The organism is Neorhizobium sp. BETTINA12A (assembly GCF_023006485.1).
GTDB lineage: Bacteria > Pseudomonadota > Alphaproteobacteria > Rhizobiales > Rhizobiaceae > Neorhizobium.
On the sequence record NZ_JALBGW010000100.1, the window covers coordinates 1 to 17,169 of the forward strand.

The following is a 17,169-nucleotide window of genomic DNA, read 5'->3' on the forward strand; positions in this document are numbered from 1 at the left end:
GCTGCTCGTGCTCAACCGGCAGGGCGAAGGCCGCGTCGCCATGCTCTTGTCCGACCAGGGCTGGCTCTGGGCCCGCGGTTTCGAAGGCGGCGGCCCCCACGTCTCGCTCTATCGCCGCATCGCCCACTGGCTGATGAAGGAACCGGAGCTGGAAGAAGAAGCGTTGACCGCCCGCGCCGTCGGCCGCACGCTCGAGGCGACCCGCCAGACGATCGGCGACGATCCAGGCCCCGCAACGATCAAATATCCATCCGGCCGCACCGAGACCGTGCCGATGACGGCTGCCGGGCCCGGCCAGTACCGGCTGGAACGCCGCATGGAAGAGACCGGCCTGTTCGAGGTCACCAACGGCCAGTTCTCGACGCTCGTGCATGTCGGCACGGTGGATGCGCCGGAATTCAAGGCGATGATCTCGACCGAGAGCACGCTGAAACCTTATGCCGACAAGACCCGTGGCCTCGTGACCCGCGTCGCCTCAGGCGATGGCATCTCGCTGCCGGACATCCTTCCGGTTCGCGGCGAAGTGCGCGTCAACGATCCCAACCGCATGGTCATCCGCATGACCGACGAGACGGTGCTGCGCGGCATCAACACGCTGCCGCTGTTTGCAGGTTTCGCGGGCCTCTCCGCCCTGCTCTTCGCGGTCGCGGCGATGTGGTGGCGCGAGGGTCGCTGACATATGACGCAGCTTGATGTGACCGCCTCGCCCTCGCCCGAGGAACTGGCCGTGATCGGCGAAGGACTGACCGCCTTCAACGACGCCGATGTCGGCCCATCCGAGCGCAAGCCGCTCGCCGTGCTGATCCGCGATGTCGACGACAAGGTGATCGGCGGGCTTTCCGGTTACACCGCCTGGGGCTGGCTCTTCACCCAATGGCTTTTCGTCCCGGAAACATTGCGGGGTGAAGGCATGGCCGGCAAGCTGCTGAGCCAAGCCGAAGAGGAAGCCCGCGCCCGCGGCTGCCATGGCGCCTGGATCGACACGTTCAGCCCGCTCGCCCGCAAGGCCTATATGCGGCAGGGTTACGAAATCTTCGGGGAACTGCCGGAATTTCCGAAGGGCCGCACCCGCACCTTCCTCAGGAAAGCTCTGTAGGTTATCCATTCGCTCCGAAAAATGGGGACGAAGAATCGCCGCATGGATATCGACCTGAAACTCACCGAAGGCATGAACGCCGACGAGGAGGATTTCATCCTCGAACGGCTGATGACCCACAATGCCGCAACGTTCGGCCCCAGCAACCGCCGCGAACTGGCGGTGCCGCTGCATGACGGGGACGGCAATCTGATCGGCGGGCTGACAGGTTATACCGGCCGCGGCTGGCTTTATATCTCGATGCTCTATGTGCCGGACGAGTTGCGCGGCCAGGGCCTCGGCGCCCGCATGCTCGACATGGCAGAAGCCGAAGCCAAAGCTCGCGGCGCGATCGGCGCCTATATCGACACGATGAACCCGGAAGCGCTCAAGCTATACCTGAAACAGGGTTATACCGAGATCGGCACGCTGAAAGGCCTCGAAGGAGGCCATTCGGTGACGTGGCTGCAAAAGCGGTTCTGAGCTTTCCCTGTGTTCAGGCGAGAGAGGCCTGTCGCGTCTCCGCATTGATCATCGTGGCGGCAATCGCCGCGATCACCAGCAGGCCGGCGAAAATACCGATCGTCAGGCCGAGACCCTGGACCACGACATAACCCACCAGCGACGGCGCCAGCAGGCCACCGAGACGCGCCATGGCACCGGCTGCCCCCATGCCGGTCGCCCGCGACGCGGTCGGGTAAAGTTCCGGCGTATAGGCGTAGAGCGCACCCCAGGTGCCGAGCAGCGCAAAGCTCATGATCAGCAGCGCAGCTCCGACCAGGAGAGCACTCGGCGCGACGACGAACATCAGGCAGCCGAGCGCCGAGAGCAGGCAGAAGCCGATCAGCGTCGGCTTGCGGCCCCATTTTTCCACACCATAGGCGGCAAGCGCATACCCCGGAAGCTGGGCAAGTGCGACCAGTACCAGAAAGCCGTAACCGCGCACGAAACCAAACCCCTCGCCGGCGAGCTTCGCGGGCATCCAGGTAAAGACGCCGTAATAAGAGACGGAGACAAGAAACCAGATCGCCAGGATCATGACGCTGCGCTGGCGAAGCTCGCCGGAAAAGATGCCGGTCGTCTTGACCGGCGGCGGCGAGACCAGGCTGGTGCCTGCCCCGAGGGGCGTGTGTCCGTTGACGGCGAGCATCCGGTCGACGATTACCCTCGCCTCGTCGTGACGCCCGGAGCGCATCAGGTAGAGCGGCGATTCCGGCACCAGGAAGCGCAGGCCGATGCCGGCAATCGCCGGAATGGCGGTGACCGCAAAGATATAACGCCAGGCATCGGCGACGCCGGCAAGGCTTGCGGCCCAGGCAGCCAGCGCCACGATCAGCGTTCCAATCGCCCAGAACCCTTCGAGCAGCACCAGCCAGCGGCCGCGGTTCCTGGCAGGCAGGAATTCCGCCATCATCGCGTAGTCGACCGGCAGCGTGCCGCCGACCGCAGCGCCGGTAAAGAAACGCAGCAGAAGCAGGATGGTGAAATCCGGCGCAAAGATGGAAAGGGTACCGAACACCGCATCGCAGGCGACCGTGACGATCAGCACCCGGCGCCGGCCGATCCGATCGGCGAGCCTGCCGAAACCGAGCGCGCCGAGCAGCATGCCGAGGAAGAAGGCGGTGCCGGTCTGCAGGGCCTGCGGCACGGTCAGCCCGAAACTTGCCGCGATCGAGGCAGCGGTGAAACCGACCGCCAGAACCTGCATGGCATCGGCCGCCCAGACGAGCCCGAAAATGCCCATCAATCGCCGCTGATAGGTCCCCGCTCCGGCGCGGTCGAGCGCCTCGTCCATGGTGATTGCTGTCATGCGCCCGGTCCCTCGCTTCGACGACACCTCCGGCCGGCTTTCACCGACCGATCCATCATCTGCTTAAAGGAAATGGCCTATCCGCGCCAGCCGATGACGCCCTTGAGCCGGGCATGCACGTCGGCTGCGATCGGCACGACCAGAACCCGGCCGGGATCGACAGGTCCCGGAAATTCCAGTGCGCCATAGGCAACCTTCTCGAACCCGAGCGGGCCGTAATAGGGCGGGTCGCCGACCAGGATCACCGCTTCCGAACCCTTGCGTTTCGCCGCCTCGATGGCGATCCGCACCAGCTCGCGGCCGATGCCCCGGTTCTTGTGCGACGGCCGGACCGCGAGCGGCCCGAGCAGGTGACCCTTCACCGAGCCGGCATAGACCGGCGTCATTCTGACCGAAGCGATCGTTTCGCCGTCGTCGGCGCAGACGAAGGAGAGGGTCCGGTCATGCGGCCCCTGCTCGCGGATGCGGGCGGCGGCGCGGGTATGCCGGCCGGGGCCGAAGGCTTCCGCGTTGATCAGTTCGATGACCTCGTCGTGAGACGTATCTTCCGTGAGGTAAACGAGGTCGTGTTTGTAGAGAACGTTGTGCTGAGACATGGATGGACCGAAGCCGTAGGATAAGGAGCGGACAGGACAAGGGATATCGATGACGCTTGTTCTAGCGTCGTGGTCGATGATCAGCGTCGTCGCAGTGTCCGCATTTCGGTCATAGAGGAAAGTATCCTTAAAATCCGGAAAGCGAATTAGCAGGAAAAATTTCCCGCGTCCAACGCAAAAACACACCGTTCATAAAATCCTGCCTCGTATTCGGCAGCCGGTGCCGTATCTATCACCTCAAGGAAAATCCAAGGAGATAACCATGGGCAGGCTCGTCGAAGGAAAATGGCAGGACGTCTGGTACGACACCAAGGAAAACAAGGGCCATTTCAAGCGCGCCGAATCGCAGTTCCGCAACTGGGTGACCGCCGATGGTTCCGCCGGCCCCACCGGCAAGCAAGGCTTCAAGGCTGAGGCCGGGCGTTATCACCTATACGTCTCTTATGCCTGTCCCTGGGCGCACCGCACCCTGATCTTCCGCAAGCTGAAGAAACTCGAAGACCTGATCTCGGTCTCGGTCGTCGACTACCTGATGCTGGAGAACGGCTGGGAGTTCAAGAAACGCGATGGCGCCACCGGCGACGACCTGTTCGGCTCGGACTATCTCTACCAGGTCTACCTGAAGGCCGATCCGAACTATTCCGGCCGCGTCACCGTGCCCGTCCTCTGGGACAAGCTTGAGAACACCATCGTCTCGAACGAGAGTTCGGAAATCATCCGCATGTTCAACGGCGCCTTCGACGGCCTGACCGGCTCGACGGCGGATTTCTATCCGCAGGCGCTGCGCGGCGAGATCGATGAACTCAATGCAGTCATCTACGACACCGTCAACAACGGCGTCTACAAGGCCGGTTTCGCAACTGCCCAGGACGCCTATGAGGGTGCCGTCACCCGCCTGTTCGAGACGCTCGACATGCTGGAAAAGCGCCTCTCGGGCAGCCGATACCTGTTCGGCGAGACGACGACCGAAGCCGATTGGCGCCTGTTCACCACGCTCTTACGCTTCGATCCGGTTTATGTCGGCCACTTCAAGTGCAACATCCGCCGCATCGCGGACTACCCGAACCTGTCCGGCTATCTCGCTGATCTCTATCAGCAACCGGGCATCGCCGAGACCTGCAATCTGTTCCACATCAAGCATCACTATTATGAGAGCCACAAGACCATAAACCCGACCGGCATCGTCCCCGTCGGCCCGGTAGTGGATCTCGACGCGCCGCATGGGCGGGAGAAGGTGACGCGGGTGGCTTGATCGAGACGCACCCGCCCCTCATCCGCCTGCCGGCACCTTCTCCCCGCAAAGCGGGGCGAAGGACGCAAGCGGCAAGCTCCGGTTCCTCTTTAAACCAAAGCGTTGCGGATAGGGTGAGACGGTGCGGCATCTGTCCTTCTCCCCGTCAGAACGGGGAGAAGGTGCCGGCAGGCGGATGAGGGGCAACCTGGGATACCTCACCAATATTCCGCCCGCTCCACCTCGCCCTTCAACTCTCGCAACCGCCGCAGTGTCGCCCCGGTCGTCTCCTCCGGCAGCGCATTAAGCGTAAAAAAGCCGCTCTCGGCAATCTCCCGATCCGGCGCACGCGGCTTCGTCTGCTCCACAGTCACCCGATAGAACAGCACATGGTCGCGCCTGCTGGCATTGCGGTTGTAGTAGGCGTGGAAAAGCGCGATCTCTCCGCGGATTTCCAGATTGCCCTCCTCGCGCAACTCCTTGCGCAGCGCATCGAGCACCGTCTCTCCTCGCTCGACGCCGCCCCCCGGCATGTACCAGCCGGGCACATAGGTATGACGGACGAGGAAGATACGGCCTTCTGCGTCGAAACAGGCGGCGCGTACGCCGAGCGTCATGCCGCGCGTCAGCATGAAGACGCGGTGCAGCAGCCAGACCACGATCCGGGTGCGCCAACTGCGGATTTCCGGCACCCCTTCGCTGCTCATTCATAACTCCGGGAGCGCCCAGAAAATCGATAACGATTTCTGCGCTCATGCGTTATGTGTGCGCCATGTTCAAATTCGCGCATATTTCCGACATCCATCTGGGGCCGCTTCCAAACCTGACGCTTCGCGAGCTTTTCTCGAAGCGGATCACCGGTTTTGTGAACTGGCACCGCAATCGGCGCAAGCACCTTTTCGTCAACACGCTCGACCTGCTTTTGAGCGATTTGAAGACACGCGAGCCGGACCAGTTGGTCATCACCGGCGATCTCGTCAACCTGGCGACGAAGATCGAGACGCGGCTTGCCGGCGAGTGGCTGCGCACGATCGGCGACCCCTATGATACGACTGTGGTGCCCGGCAACCACGACGCCTATGTACCCGGCGCGCACGACAAGTCGGTCAACGAATGGTACCCCTTCATCAAGAGCGACGACGACCCCGCCGAATGGCCGGAAGAGGATCATATCTTCCCGACGCTGCGCCGGCGCGGTCCGCTTGCCATCATCGGCTGCTCGACCTCCAATGCCACCCTGCCCTTTTCGGCGTCCGGTTATTACGGCTCGCGGCAGGCGCGCGAAACGGTCAACCTGTTGAAGAAAGCGGGAGACGAGGGTCTCTTCAGGGTCGTGCTGATCCACCACCCCCCGATCCGCGGCGCCGCCTCTTCGCACAAACGCATGCTCGGCATCCGCCGTTTCGCGGCAGCGATCTCCACCGGCGGCGCCGAACTGGTACTGCACGGGCATACGCATCTTAACACGCTCTACTGGCTGCGAAGCCATAGCGGCAACGTGCCGGTGGTCGGCATCGCATCGGCCTCCCAGGGACCCGGCGGACATAAGCCGCGCGCCGCCTACAACCTCTTCACACTTTCCGGTGAAGCCGGCGCCTGGAACCTGCTCTGCGAACGCTACGGCCTGACGGAATGGGGCGACGGCGTCGCGCTCGACAACAGCCGCCTCCTCTATGGCGAAGAGCCGGCGACGATGTCGATTCCGCAAGTCGCGAGAATGTTGTAGAATCAATGGCGCGATTGTTGCGGAATCGCCACAATCTCGTCATAGCTATTACTTCGTTCCGGTTATTGCAGTAGATTACAGGTAAGCCGCTCCTATCCATGACCCAACCGAGCCCATCGACCGACATTCGGCGCGATCTCGTAGCGCTCCTGCCGCGCCTGCGCCGTTTTGCGCTGACGCTGACGGGAAGTGCTGTCGAGGCCGATGACCTGGTGCGCGAAGCGGCTGGCCGGGCGATCCAGAAAAGCCATCACTGGAAGGGCGAAGGCCGGCTGGAAAGCTGGCTTTTCAGCATGATCCGCGGCACCTTCGTCGACGAGGCCAAGAAGCGCCGGCGCGCCGATATCCATGCTGCCGACGATGCCTCCCCGGCCGAAAACTCCCGTCCGTCGACTGCCCTCGTCTGCCTGCCGGACGGCTTGGCAAGCGTTTTCCTGCTCGCCGACGTGGAGGGATTCGCCTATGCCGAGGCCGCCGCCATCCTCGGCATCCAGCCGGATCTCTTCGCCGCCCGTCTTTGCGCAGCACGTCTCAGCCTGGCCACCGCCGCCGCCCAGACGAGCGAGCGGAGAGCGTGAGGATGAACATCCCCCATCCGTCGTCGCTCGAACTGCGGCTTTCCGCCCATATCGATGGCCAGATCGACGAGCAGGACCGGCACGATGTCGAGGAACTGCTGGTCAACGATCCGCAGGCACGGTCCCTGCAAGATGCCCTGAAGCGCGGCGCCGATCTCGGCCGGCGCGCGTTTGACGACATGCTGAAGGAACCGGTGCCGCTCAATCTGGTGCGCACCATCAAGAATGCGCCGTTGCCGCGCCGGGCCATACGCCTGCCGCAGGGGCCGCGCCCGACGCTTTCCTTCAAGCCGTCCGGCCTGCAGGCGGTTGCCGCCTGCGCCCTGCTTTTCGTGCTCGGCGGCGGTATCGGCTATATGATCGGCGGCAACCCGGCGGCTCCGCAGTTTTCGATGATTTCCATTCCCGGCACCAGCAGCCGCGACTGGCTGGACGATATCATCGCCCACTACCGCCTCTATGCGCGCCAGACCAATCATCTCGCCGAAATCCCCGCCGAAAGGCCAGCCGATATCCTCGAATGGCTGACCACCAACACCGGCGTCGGTTTTCGTATCCCCGATCTCAGCGACAGCGGCCTGACCTTCCAGGGTGCCCGCCTGTTTGCTGCCGGCGGCGCGCCGGTCGGCCAGCTTCTCTACCGGCGCACCGACGGCGATGGTGACGGCGACGTGATCGCCATTTCCTTCACCAAGGCCCGGCCCGAGGGCAACCGCTCGATCGAGGAAATCCGCAACGACACCGGCCTCGTCTCCTGGGTCACGCCACTCGCCACCTACATGGTCGTCGGCCCCTCGTCTGCAGCGGATCTGGATGATATCGCGGCAAAGGCGGCGGGGCTGATTTAGGGGCGTAACCTAAATCCTGTCGCGGATCGTCAGGCCTCCTACGACAGAATTTGCCGTGCAGACCTGCGTAGGCGGGTAACGGGTTGATATTGCTCAAACGCAAGTGGATGGATGCGACGTAACCTCCCATCAAACCAACGGAGGTTCATCATGCCAACCGATACCATCATCGTCGTCAGCCTTGTCGTCGCAGCCTTCGGCGTATTTGCGGTCGCTCTCGCCTTCGCAAGCGCGACGTCCGGCAAGTAAACTGCAACAGAACAATCTGAACCAAAACGGCCATCAAGCGGTCCTGCGGCCTTTTGCTGCGCGCCATCCACCGTCTCGCACGATCGAAAAAGCCGCCCGAAATTCCGGGCGGCTTTTCATGCTATTCGGCATTCAGCGAGTTTGAGGTATCACCCCCTGGCCGCCAGCACCCTATTCGCCGCCGAGACGATCGCCTCCAGCGAAGCCGCGACGATGTTCTTGTTGATGCCGGCGCCGAACAGTTTTCCGTTCGGATGTTCCATCTCCACATAGGCGATAGCGGACGCGTTCGAGCCGTGCTGCAGCGAATGTTCGGAATAGTCGGCGACCGACAGCTCGATGCCGAGATAGGTCGAGAGCGCGTTGATGAACCCGTCGATCGGCCCCGTGCCCTTGCCTTCGATCCGCTTCACCTCGCCGCGGTCGATGATCTCGGCTGCAACGACGCGGATGCCTTTATGGTCGGTGCCTGCCGGATAGGTGTGGTGGTCGACGAATTTCAGCCGCGCGCCGGGTTGTTCCACGTAGCGCTCGATGAAGCTCTCATAGATGCGCCTGGCGGGAAGCTCCACGCCCTCTTCGTCGGTGATCCGCTGGATTTCCTCGCGGAACTCGACCTGCAGATTGCGCGGCAGATTGAGGCCGTAATCCTCCGCCAGGATGTAGGCGATGCCGCCCTTGCCCGATTGCGAGTTGATGCGAATGATCGCCTCGTAGGAACGGCCGACATCGCGCGGGTCGATCGGCAGGTAGGGCACTTCCCAGACGGGGTGATTGGCGACCTTGATCGCCTTCATGCCCTTGTTGATCGCATCCTGGTGCGAGCCGGAAAAGGCGGTATAGACCAGTTCGCCGACATAAGGATGCCTTTCGGGAATGACCATCTGGTTGGAATATTCGTAGACCGCCTTGATCCGCTCGATGTCGGAGCAATCCAATTCCGGATCGATACCCTGCGTGTACATGTTCAAGGCGAGCGTCACCACGTCGACATTGCCGGTGCGTTCGCCATTGCCGAACAACGTGCCCTCGACACGATCCGCACCCGCCATCAGGCCGAGTTCGGTCGCGGCGATACCGGTGCCGCGGTCGTTATGGGGATGCAGCGAGATGATGATGTTTTCGCGGTTGTCGAGATTGCGGCACATCCATTCGATCTGGTCCGCATAGATGTTCGGGGTCGCCATCTCCACCGTCGAGGGCAGGTTGAGGATCAGCTTGTCCTCGGCGGTCGGCTTGATCACCTCGGTGACCGCATTGCAGATCTCCAACGCCACTTCCAGTTCGGTGCCGGTAAAGCTTTCCGGCGAATACTGGAAACGAAAACCGCCACCCGCCTTCGCTGCCATGTCGGTGATCATCTTCGCGGCATCGACGGCGATTTGCTTGATGCCGGCGACGTCCTTGGCAAACACCACGCGGCGCTGCAGCTCGGAGGTCGAGTTGTAGAAGTGGATGATCGGCTTGTGGGCGCCCTCCAGAGATTCGAAGGTGCGGGTGATCAGTTCCGGCCGGCACTGGACCAGGACCTGCATGGACACATCTTCCGGCACGCCGCCCTCTTCCACGCACCAGCGGGCAAAATCGAAATCGGTCTGCGAGGCGGACGGGAAGCCGATCTCGATCTCCTTGAAGCCCATGTCGAGCAGCATGCGGAACATGCGGGCCTTGCGGTCATGGCCCATCGGGTTGACCAGCGACTGGTTGCCATCGCGCAGGTCGACCGAACACCAGATCGGCGCCTTGTCGATGACCTTCGAAGGCCAGGTGCGGTCGGGAATGTTGATGGTCGGGTAGGCACGATATTTCACTGCCGCGTCGGGCATGCCGGATTTCGGGCCGGAAACAGGGGAATTGGTCTTGGCGTCCATTGTCGTCGTCTCTTCTCGCTTCACGCGTCGCTCGGCATCCGTCTGGGGAATTGGCCGTCGTCGATGCGGACCTTTAGCGGTCTTTTGTGGCTCGGTCTTGAATGTTCGTGAGAGGAGCTCTTATGCCGGGCGGGCCTTCGGCCGCCGGGCGCTCCTCAACGGACCCGGCAACCGCGCGTAAGGTCGAGGCTAAGAAGCGAGGAAAGCGCAAAGACCATCGTCCCGGCCGCGGTGCGGCGGGTAGACGAACGGTCGGACATGATTGCGCCTGTCATGGTCATGGGCAGGATGTATAGCCGCAGAGTGGAAGAGAGGCAAGTGGGCTTTCACTTGCCTTGGCGTCTTGCCTCAAGCCGTTCGGCGATCCAGAGTTTCACCAGCGACTGCCGCGTAACACCAAGACGCCGCGCCTCCTGATCCAGCCCGTTCACGACCCAGGTCGGAAAATCGATATTGACGCGCTTGGGCTCGAGACCAGGGCGTGTGGCCTTAGACCAGTCCACATATTCGCTGATGTCCTCGCCATCGTCGAATTTCTTGTCAAACTCTTCAGCGGTTATTGTCTTCATAGGTCTGCTTCTCTTTGTCACGTGCGCGCCTGACCGATATAATTCGCAGCCAGTCTCCTCGCCATGTATAGACCGCGGTCCAATGCTTCTCCGCAATCTTTCCGGTAAGGATATATCGCGACTCCGTATCCGACTGGACCGGAGCGACGGTCCGCCTCTCATCTGCCCACAACGCCTGCGCCTCCAAGAAATCGATTCCGTGCTTGTCCCTGTTCGTGGCGCTCTTCTCAGGATCGAATTCCAACTTCATAACCAATATAATATAGAAATTATACCATTTCCAGTCATTCAAGCACGCTTGACGAGGCTCTGCAATCCCATCATCACGCCGCCGGCGACAAGCCCCCAGAAAGGCCCGGAAATCCCCGCAAACGAAAGACCCGACGCCGTCACGAGGAAGGTGATCGCCGCGGCTTCGCGCGTTTCCGGGTCGCGATAGGCCGCAAAGGCCGCATTGGCAAAGGCGCCGATCAGTCCGAGACCTGCCACCGCCTGCAGCAGGATCGGCGGCGCCAGCGACACGAAGGCGATGATGCCGCCGGCGATCAGGCCGAACACGATATAACCGAAGCCGGCGACGATCGCCGCCCAGTACCGTTTGGCCGGATCGGGATTGACGTCCTCGCTGGCGCACATCGCCGCCGTGATCGCCGCCATGTTGACCGGAACGCCGCCGACCAGCCCGCCGAGGATCGAGAAGATGCCGGTGCCGACAAACATCACGCCCGCCGGTGGCTCGTAGTGATGCACTTTCAGGATCGCCATGCCGGGAATGTTCTGCGAGGCCATGGTGACGATGAACAGAGGCAGCGCCACCGAGATCAACCCATGCAGGGTGAAGACCGGCGTGACGAAGGTGAGGCTCGGATGGATCGCCTGACCGATCTGCGCCATCGCGTCCGAGGGAAGGTCGACACCGAAGATCAGCACCAGGATCAGCGCGCCGAGCGAGGCCGGCACCGCCCAGAGACGCCATCTCGAAACCACGACCATCCAGGTCAGCACGATCGGCAGGCCGAGCGCCGCATTGAAGGCGACAGCCTTCACCGGCGCGAGGCAAAGGCTGAGGAGAATGCCGGCAAGCATGGCATTGGCGAGCGGCGCCGGGATCAGCCGGATCGCCCGGCTGAGCGGCCGGAACAGGCCGGAGAGAATGATCAGCACGCCGCAGACCACGAAGGCGCCGACAACGGCCGGAAATCCGCCTTCGATCACGCTGATGCCGGATAGAAGCGCCGCCCCCGGTGTCGACCAGGCGATGCTGATCGGCATCCGGTACCAGCTCGAGAACACGATCGCCAGCAAGCCCATCGAGATCGATTGCGCCAAGAGCGCCGAGGCGATTTCCGGTGCGGTCGCACCCATCGTCTGCAGCCCCTGCATGATGACCGCAAACGAGCTGATGAACCCGACAAAGGCAGTGAGCAACCCCATCATCAGGGCTGAAACGGAAAAATCCTTGAACATGCGGGCGGGGACTCATGAATTTGAAAGTCCGCAATCGAACATAGGCCCGCCGGCAAAGGCAAGGTGCGTTTGCCGCAAAAGGGTACGGCCGAGATGGAAAGCCATGGCTGCAGCCAGCCATTCGGCTTTGCCGGGCCGCGAGCAACCGCCCTTTGTTCGTGCATGCGAATATTCGCATCTGTTGATAATTTGGAAGGAGTTTGGCGGTAGTCTCCGGACCGTGCGCCCGTTGCTCCAGGTCGGTCCGGCCATGCAGCCCGGATTGCATCAACGCCCCGGGAAAAGCAATGACGGCAGCTCACCTTGCGCCAGAGATCGAGATCGGACAGGAAACCGCCTTTTCCCGCGATCAGCTTTATTTCATCCTGTCGGCGCTCCCGGATCCCTGCTTCGTCCTCACCCGCAGCGGCCGTTATGCCGCGCTCTTCGGCGGCAAGGACACCCGGTATTATCACGAGGGCAGCTATCTCGTCGGCAAGAGCCTCTACGACGTCCTCGTGGTCGAGAAGGCGGAACGGTTTGTGCGGGAGATCGAAAAGGCGCTCGCTTCGCGTGCCCTGCATATCATCGAATACAGCCTCTCCGGCAGCGACGTGAAGGGGCTGCAGAACGACGGTCCCGAACATCCGATCTGGTTCGAGGGGCGCCTGCAGGCGCTTGATTTCCAGGTCGACGGCGAGGATGCGATCGTCTGGGTCGCCAGCAACATCACCGAAAAGAACGCCGTCGAAAACCAGTTGCGTCATCAGAGCGAGACCGACGCGCTGACCGGCTTCTTCAACCGCCGCAAGCTGATGGACGTGCTCGCCCTGAAGTTCGAGCTTTTCCGCGACGAGCATATCCCGACATCCGTTTTCATGTTCGACATCGACCACTTCAAGACCGTCAACGACGAGCTTGGACATGCGATGGGCGACGCTGTTCTGAAAGCGATTGCCGGCGTCTGTCGCCTGGAATTGCGCAAGACCGACTTTCTCGCCCGCCTCGGCGGCGACGAGTTCGTCGTGGTCATGCCCGCCACCCGGCAGGAGCATGGCATCGTCATCGCCAACCGGCTGCGCCAGCGCGTCGCAACCGAGGTCCGGGAGACGCTCGGCCACCACGCCACGATCAGCGGCGGCTTGAGCGAATTTCTGTCGGCGGATGCCTCCTCCGAGGACATTCTGAAACGGGCCGACGATGGCCTCTACCGTTCCAAGCGTGCCGGCAGGAACCGGATCAGCCCCGCATAGGCACGGCCGAGGTCCCATTTCCGTACAAACGAAAAATTTGTGCCTCTTCCGCACATAGTTGCGTAGTTGATACGCAGGTAAATTAGACAATCTTAAATTTTGTCGGCGACAGTGGGGGACACCATCGGAAATCTCCATGACCTCGCTGCCATTTCTCTCGAAATCGAAATCGTCTCGTCTTCAGTTCTTCGGCCTCGGCTATTTTTTCCCGGCCATCCTTGCGGTCGCCGGCCTGCTGGTCGGCGTGGTCCGCGCCGATATCGAGAAGCGCGAGCAGTACCATGTGGCACAGCAGGTCAAGGCGGCTGAACAGCTCGCCAGAGTGGCCGCAAGTCTCGAGACCAATATTCATGGCAACGTCAATCTGATCTACGGACTGGTCGCCGCCATTGCCGCCAATCCGAACATCAACCAACCCCAATTCACGGCGCTTTCGGAGCGGGTTTTCGACGTTCCGTCACAGCTGCGCAATGTTGTCGCCGCCAAGGACCTGGTAGTCGGCCTGGTCTATCCCGAAGAGGCGAACAAGAAGGCCCTCGGCCTCGACTACCGCACCAACGAGCTGCAGCGGGATGCCGTGATGAGAGCGGTCGAGCGGCGGACGCTCGTCATCACCGGCCCGGTCAATCTGGTGCAGGGCGGCCAGGGGCTGATTGCGCGCTATCCGGTCTTCTCGCTTGCCAACGGCCGGTTCTGGGGTGTCGTTTCGGCGGTCATCGATCTCGATCGGCTCTATACGGACAGCAACGTCAATACCCAGCGGCAGACGCTGAACATCGCAATCTCGCAGCGGCCCATCCCCGCCGAGCGCGACATCTTCCTCGGAAACGGTGCGATATTTTCGCAAGACCCGGTCAAATCAAGGATCGAGCTCGGTTACGACACCTGGTATCTCGCAGCAGTCCCGAAGGGCGGATGGGAGGGCGCGCCGCTGGACATGTTCGGCTTCCGGGTCACCGCCCTTCTAATCGCCTTCTGCATCGCCGCGCCGCTCCTCTGGGCGGGCCTCTTGATGAAGCAACGCCACGGCAACATCCTCACCCTGCAGCAGCGCGAGGAACAGCTGGAAACGCTGTCCCAGCGCCTCGAACTGGCGCTCCAGGCCTCGGGCGTCGGCGTCTGGGAATATGAACCTTCGACCGATACGCTGATCTGGGATCGGCGCATGCGCGAGCTCTACGACTCTTCCCCGGACCGCACGGTTCGCGAATACGCGGACTGGCGCAATGCGCTGCATCCCGACGACGTGGAAGCCGCCGAAGCATACTTCCGCGACGCACTCAAGAACGAAACAAGCTACCGCACCGAGTTCCGCGTCGTGTCCGGCAACGGCGAGATCCGTCACATCCGTGCACACGGCGCCACCTACCGGACCGCGGGAGGCGTCAAGCGAGTCGTCGGCGCCAATTGGGACGTTACCAGGGACGTCACGCTGCATTCCGAACTGCGGCAGGCGCAGACGAAGGCTGAGCTGCAGAACGACGAATTGCGTTCGGCAAGGCGCACGCTCGAACATCAGTCGCTGCACGACGCCTTGACGGGCCTGCCGAACCGGCGCTTCCTCGACCAGTTCATGACTGCCGGGGAGAAACAGGCTGCAGGTCACCGGCTGGCATTCATCCACATCGATCTCGATCGCTTCAAGGAAGTCAACGATACGCTCGGCCATGCGGCGGGCGACGCGGTCCTGAAGGCCACCACGTCCCGCCTGCTCGAACTGATTGACCACGACGAGTTCGCCTCGCGCATCGGCGGTGACGAATTCGTCGTCGTGACCGGGGGCGCGGAGCCGCAACGCCGGGCCGAATATCTCGCCCAGTCGATCGTCAGCACGCTTGCCCGCCCCATCGATATCGACGGGCATCAATGTCGCATCGGCTGCAGCGCCGGCATAGCCTGCCAGACCGCAGCCGGCGAAGAACTGAGCCAATTGCTGATCAATGCCGATATCGCGCTTTATGAAGCCAAGAAGCGCGGCCGCAACCGCGTCGAGCTGTTCTCCAAGGAACTGCGCTCGGCAGTGGTGCTGCGCAAGCGCATGTCCGACGAATTCCTGACGGCACTCGAAGGCGACCAGATCACCCCCTTCTTCCAGCCGCAATTCGACGCGCATTCGCTCGCTATCGTCGGCGTCGAGGCGCTGGCGCGCTGGCAGCATCCCAAACGTGGCCTGCTGGCGCCGGACAGTTTCCTGGCGATCGCCGAGAGCTTGCACCGGTCCGCCGATATCGATGCGATCATCCTTGAAAAGGCGCTCTTCCAGTCGGTGAGATGGCGTGCGCTCGGGCTCGACATCCCGCATCTCTCCGTCAACATCTCGGCGCAGCGCCTGAAAGACGAAAGGCTGTTCAAACGACTGGCCGAACTGCCGATCCTCCCCGGGACCCTGTCGTTCGAACTTCTCGAATCGATTTCCTTCGAAGATCAGGACAAGGAGCTGAGGTCCGCGATCCTCAGCCTCAAGGCGCTCGGCATCGATATCGAGATCGACGATTTCGGCACCGGCCACGCTTCGATCGTCAGCCTTATCGAACTCGGGCCCAAGCGGCTGAAAATCGACCGCAAGCTGATTGCCCCGCTCGAAGCTGCCGGCTCTCAACGCCGGCTGGTCGCCTCGATTATCGAGATAGGTCGCTCACAGGGCATTGAGATCGTTGCCGAAGGGGTGGAGACGGCAGCCCATGTGGACATCCTGCGCAGCCTCGGCTGCCAGACCCTGCAGGGTTACGTCTTCGCAAAGCCGATGCCGGCCAACGAGTTCATCACATTCGCGATCGATTGGGAGGCCGGCAACCATTCACGGTTCGCGTCATCGACGGCGCTGGTCGACTGAGCGAACTGCCGCCACAAAAAAATCGAAACCCCGCAAAACACCTGTTGACCCGGCCCCTGGGGCTGCCCCGATAGGAGGAGCGGTCAACAACCGACGAGGTGATTCCTTGAGTTCTTCCGCACATTACCTGAGCCCGTCCGACGCCGCCGAACGGCTCGGCATATCGCCAAAGGCGCTGCGCCTTTATGAACAGCGGGGCCTGATCGCCCCTGTCCGCACCGCCGCCGGATGGCGGACCTACGGCCCGGTTGAAATGACCCGCGCCGGCGAGATCGCCGCATTGCGAGCCCTCGGCCTCAGCCTCGCGCAGGTGGCGCGCGTGCTGAAAGGCGAGGCACAGGAACTCGCTCCAGCACTTGCCGCCCATCAGGCGAGGCTCGAAGCGGAGGCCCGAAGGATCGCCGAAACGGTCGAAAAAGTCCGCAATCTGCGCGCGGGCCTTGCCGGCGGCGAACCGCCGGGGCTGCACGAGTTGACGCGGCTAGCGCGGCCGGCAGCCGAGATCATCGCGGCTTTCGACCTTCCCTGGCCTTGGGGCGGCGAACGCTTCGAACTCCGGGACATAAGGCCGCTCAACTACATCATCGGGCCTCTCGGCAGCGGCAAGACCCGGTTCGCCAAGGCGATCGCCGGACATCTGCCGGGCGCGGTCTTTGTCGACCTCGATCGCGCCGCCAACGATGCCGCCGAGGCCCGGGCACGGATGGAAACCGATCCAGCGCTGAAGCAGCGCGTAGAGCAGGCGCTCGCCTGGCTTGAGGAGGAAGGTGCAGCCGTGACGCCTGCCCTCACCGCCCTCCTTGTCGCGATCGAAGCCGACGCGGCCCGCATCCCGGTCATCGACATGATCGAGCAGGGTCTGGACCAGACATCGCAGGAGGCGGTGTCGGCCTATCTGCGCAACCGCGGTCCCGGCGTCTGCCCGCTCTTCATCATGACCCGTTCCTCGGCGATCCTCGATCTCGGCGCCGTCGGACCGGACGAGGCAATCATCCTTTGCCCCGCCAACCACAGCCCGCCGAGCCGCGTTGCACCCATTCCGGGCGCGCCGGGTTACGAGGCCGTCGCCACCTGCCTTGCCACG

At 62.6% G+C, this 17,169-nt stretch carries 16 protein-coding genes and 1 pseudogene; 10 read left to right on the forward strand and 7 right to left on the reverse strand.

Annotated elements, in window-relative coordinates; genetic code table 11:
- From MOV61_RS20505 to MOV61_RS20515, 3 genes and pseudogenes are all read left to right on the forward strand, one after another.
- Nucleotides 1-676, forward strand: a pseudogene (locus MOV61_RS20505) (hypothetical protein); the annotation flags it as partial.
- Between the two features lie 3 nt (nucleotides 677-679).
- Complete coding sequence (locus tag MOV61_RS20510) at nucleotides 680-1,096, forward strand: N-acetyltransferase (RefSeq protein ID WP_247137883.1); 417 nt, start codon at nucleotides 680-682, stop codon at nucleotides 1,094-1,096.
- A 42-nt stretch (nucleotides 1,097-1,138) separates the two neighbouring features.
- A complete protein-coding gene (locus MOV61_RS20515) occupies nucleotides 1,139-1,558 on the forward strand; it encodes a GNAT family N-acetyltransferase (protein WP_080719186.1) in 420 nt (139 codons plus the stop codon).
- 13 nt (nucleotides 1,559-1,571) lie between these two features.
- On the opposite strand, the gene MOV61_RS20520 is transcribed toward MOV61_RS20515, so the two are convergent.
- Nucleotides 1,572-2,885 carry an MFS transporter gene (locus MOV61_RS20520; protein WP_247137884.1) on the reverse strand — a complete coding sequence of 438 codons (1,314 nt, stop codon included), beginning with the start codon at nucleotides 2,883-2,885 and terminating at the stop codon, nucleotides 1,572-1,574.
- Between the two features lie 77 nt (nucleotides 2,886-2,962).
- Entirely contained in the window at nucleotides 2,963-3,481 is a 519-nt protein-coding gene (locus MOV61_RS20525) for a GNAT family N-acetyltransferase (RefSeq protein WP_247137885.1), read from the reverse strand.
- Nucleotides 3,482-3,743: 262 nt separating this feature from the next.
- Here MOV61_RS20525 and MOV61_RS20530 point away from each other — a divergent pair, with 262 nt between their 5' ends.
- Nucleotides 3,744-4,733, forward strand: coding sequence for a glutathione S-transferase family protein (locus tag MOV61_RS20530; protein WP_247137886.1), 990 nt, complete (start codon nucleotides 3,744-3,746; stop codon nucleotides 4,731-4,733).
- A gap of 197 nt (nucleotides 4,734-4,930) precedes the next feature.
- On the opposite strand, the gene MOV61_RS20535 is transcribed toward MOV61_RS20530, so the two are convergent.
- A complete protein-coding gene (locus tag MOV61_RS20535) occupies nucleotides 4,931-5,419 on the reverse strand; it encodes an NUDIX domain-containing protein (protein ID WP_247137887.1) in 489 nt (162 codons plus the stop codon).
- Nucleotides 5,420-5,484: 65 nt separating this feature from the next.
- On the opposite strand from MOV61_RS20535, the gene MOV61_RS20540 reads away from it, so the two are divergent.
- From MOV61_RS20540 to MOV61_RS20550, 3 genes are all read left to right on the forward strand, one after another.
- Nucleotides 5,485-6,438: a metallophosphoesterase gene (locus tag MOV61_RS20540; protein ID WP_038549459.1), complete on the forward strand. Its 954-nt coding sequence runs from the start codon at nucleotides 5,485-5,487 to the stop codon at nucleotides 6,436-6,438.
- 98 nt (nucleotides 6,439-6,536) lie between these two features.
- Nucleotides 6,537-7,016, forward strand: a complete 480-nt coding sequence (locus MOV61_RS20545; RefSeq protein ID WP_247137888.1) for an RNA polymerase sigma factor — start codon at nucleotides 6,537-6,539, stop codon at nucleotides 7,014-7,016.
- A gap of 2 nt (nucleotides 7,017-7,018) precedes the next feature.
- Nucleotides 7,019-7,864: an anti-sigma factor gene (locus MOV61_RS20550; protein ID WP_038544288.1), complete on the forward strand. Its 846-nt coding sequence runs from the start codon at nucleotides 7,019-7,021 to the stop codon at nucleotides 7,862-7,864.
- A 398-nt stretch (nucleotides 7,865-8,262) separates the two neighbouring features.
- Here the strand turns inward: MOV61_RS20550 and leuA are convergent, their stop codons facing one another.
- From leuA to MOV61_RS20570, 4 genes are all read right to left on the reverse strand, one after another.
- Nucleotides 8,263-9,984, reverse strand: a complete 1,722-nt coding sequence (gene leuA, locus MOV61_RS20555; RefSeq protein ID WP_247137889.1) for a 2-isopropylmalate synthase — start codon at nucleotides 9,982-9,984, stop codon at nucleotides 8,263-8,265.
- Between the two features lie 326 nt (nucleotides 9,985-10,310).
- The gene (brnA, locus tag MOV61_RS20560) at nucleotides 10,311-10,544 is read right to left on the reverse strand and encodes a type II toxin-antitoxin system BrnA family antitoxin (protein WP_038549461.1); all 234 of its coding nucleotides are present in this window, start codon (nucleotides 10,542-10,544) and stop codon (nucleotides 10,311-10,313) included.
- The gene (locus MOV61_RS20565; RefSeq protein WP_247137894.1) at nucleotides 10,534-10,803 is read right to left on the reverse strand and encodes a BrnT family toxin; all 270 of its coding nucleotides are present in this window, start codon (nucleotides 10,801-10,803) and stop codon (nucleotides 10,534-10,536) included. Before MOV61_RS20565 ends, brnA begins: the two co-directional genes overlap by 11 nt.
- A 38-nt stretch (nucleotides 10,804-10,841) precedes the next feature.
- Nucleotides 10,842-12,020: a benzoate/H(+) symporter BenE family transporter gene (locus MOV61_RS20570; protein WP_247137890.1), complete on the reverse strand. Its 1,179-nt coding sequence runs from the start codon at nucleotides 12,018-12,020 to the stop codon at nucleotides 10,842-10,844.
- A gap of 287 nt (nucleotides 12,021-12,307) precedes the next feature.
- Here MOV61_RS20570 and MOV61_RS20575 point away from each other — a divergent pair, with 287 nt between their 5' ends.
- The 3 genes from MOV61_RS20575 to MOV61_RS20585 form a co-directional block, all read left to right on the forward strand.
- On the forward strand, nucleotides 12,308-13,252 hold the full coding sequence (locus MOV61_RS20575; RefSeq protein WP_247137891.1) for a sensor domain-containing diguanylate cyclase: 945 nt from the start codon (nucleotides 12,308-12,310) through the stop codon (nucleotides 13,250-13,252).
- A gap of 136 nt (nucleotides 13,253-13,388) precedes the next feature.
- Nucleotides 13,389-16,085 (forward strand): EAL domain-containing protein, encoded by a 2,697-nt coding sequence (locus MOV61_RS20580; protein WP_247137892.1) that lies wholly within the window; start codon nucleotides 13,389-13,391, stop codon nucleotides 16,083-16,085.
- 106 nt (nucleotides 16,086-16,191) lie between these two features.
- The coding region (locus MOV61_RS20585) for a MerR family transcriptional regulator (protein WP_247137893.1) at nucleotides 16,192-17,169 on the forward strand (978 nt) is incomplete at its 3' end.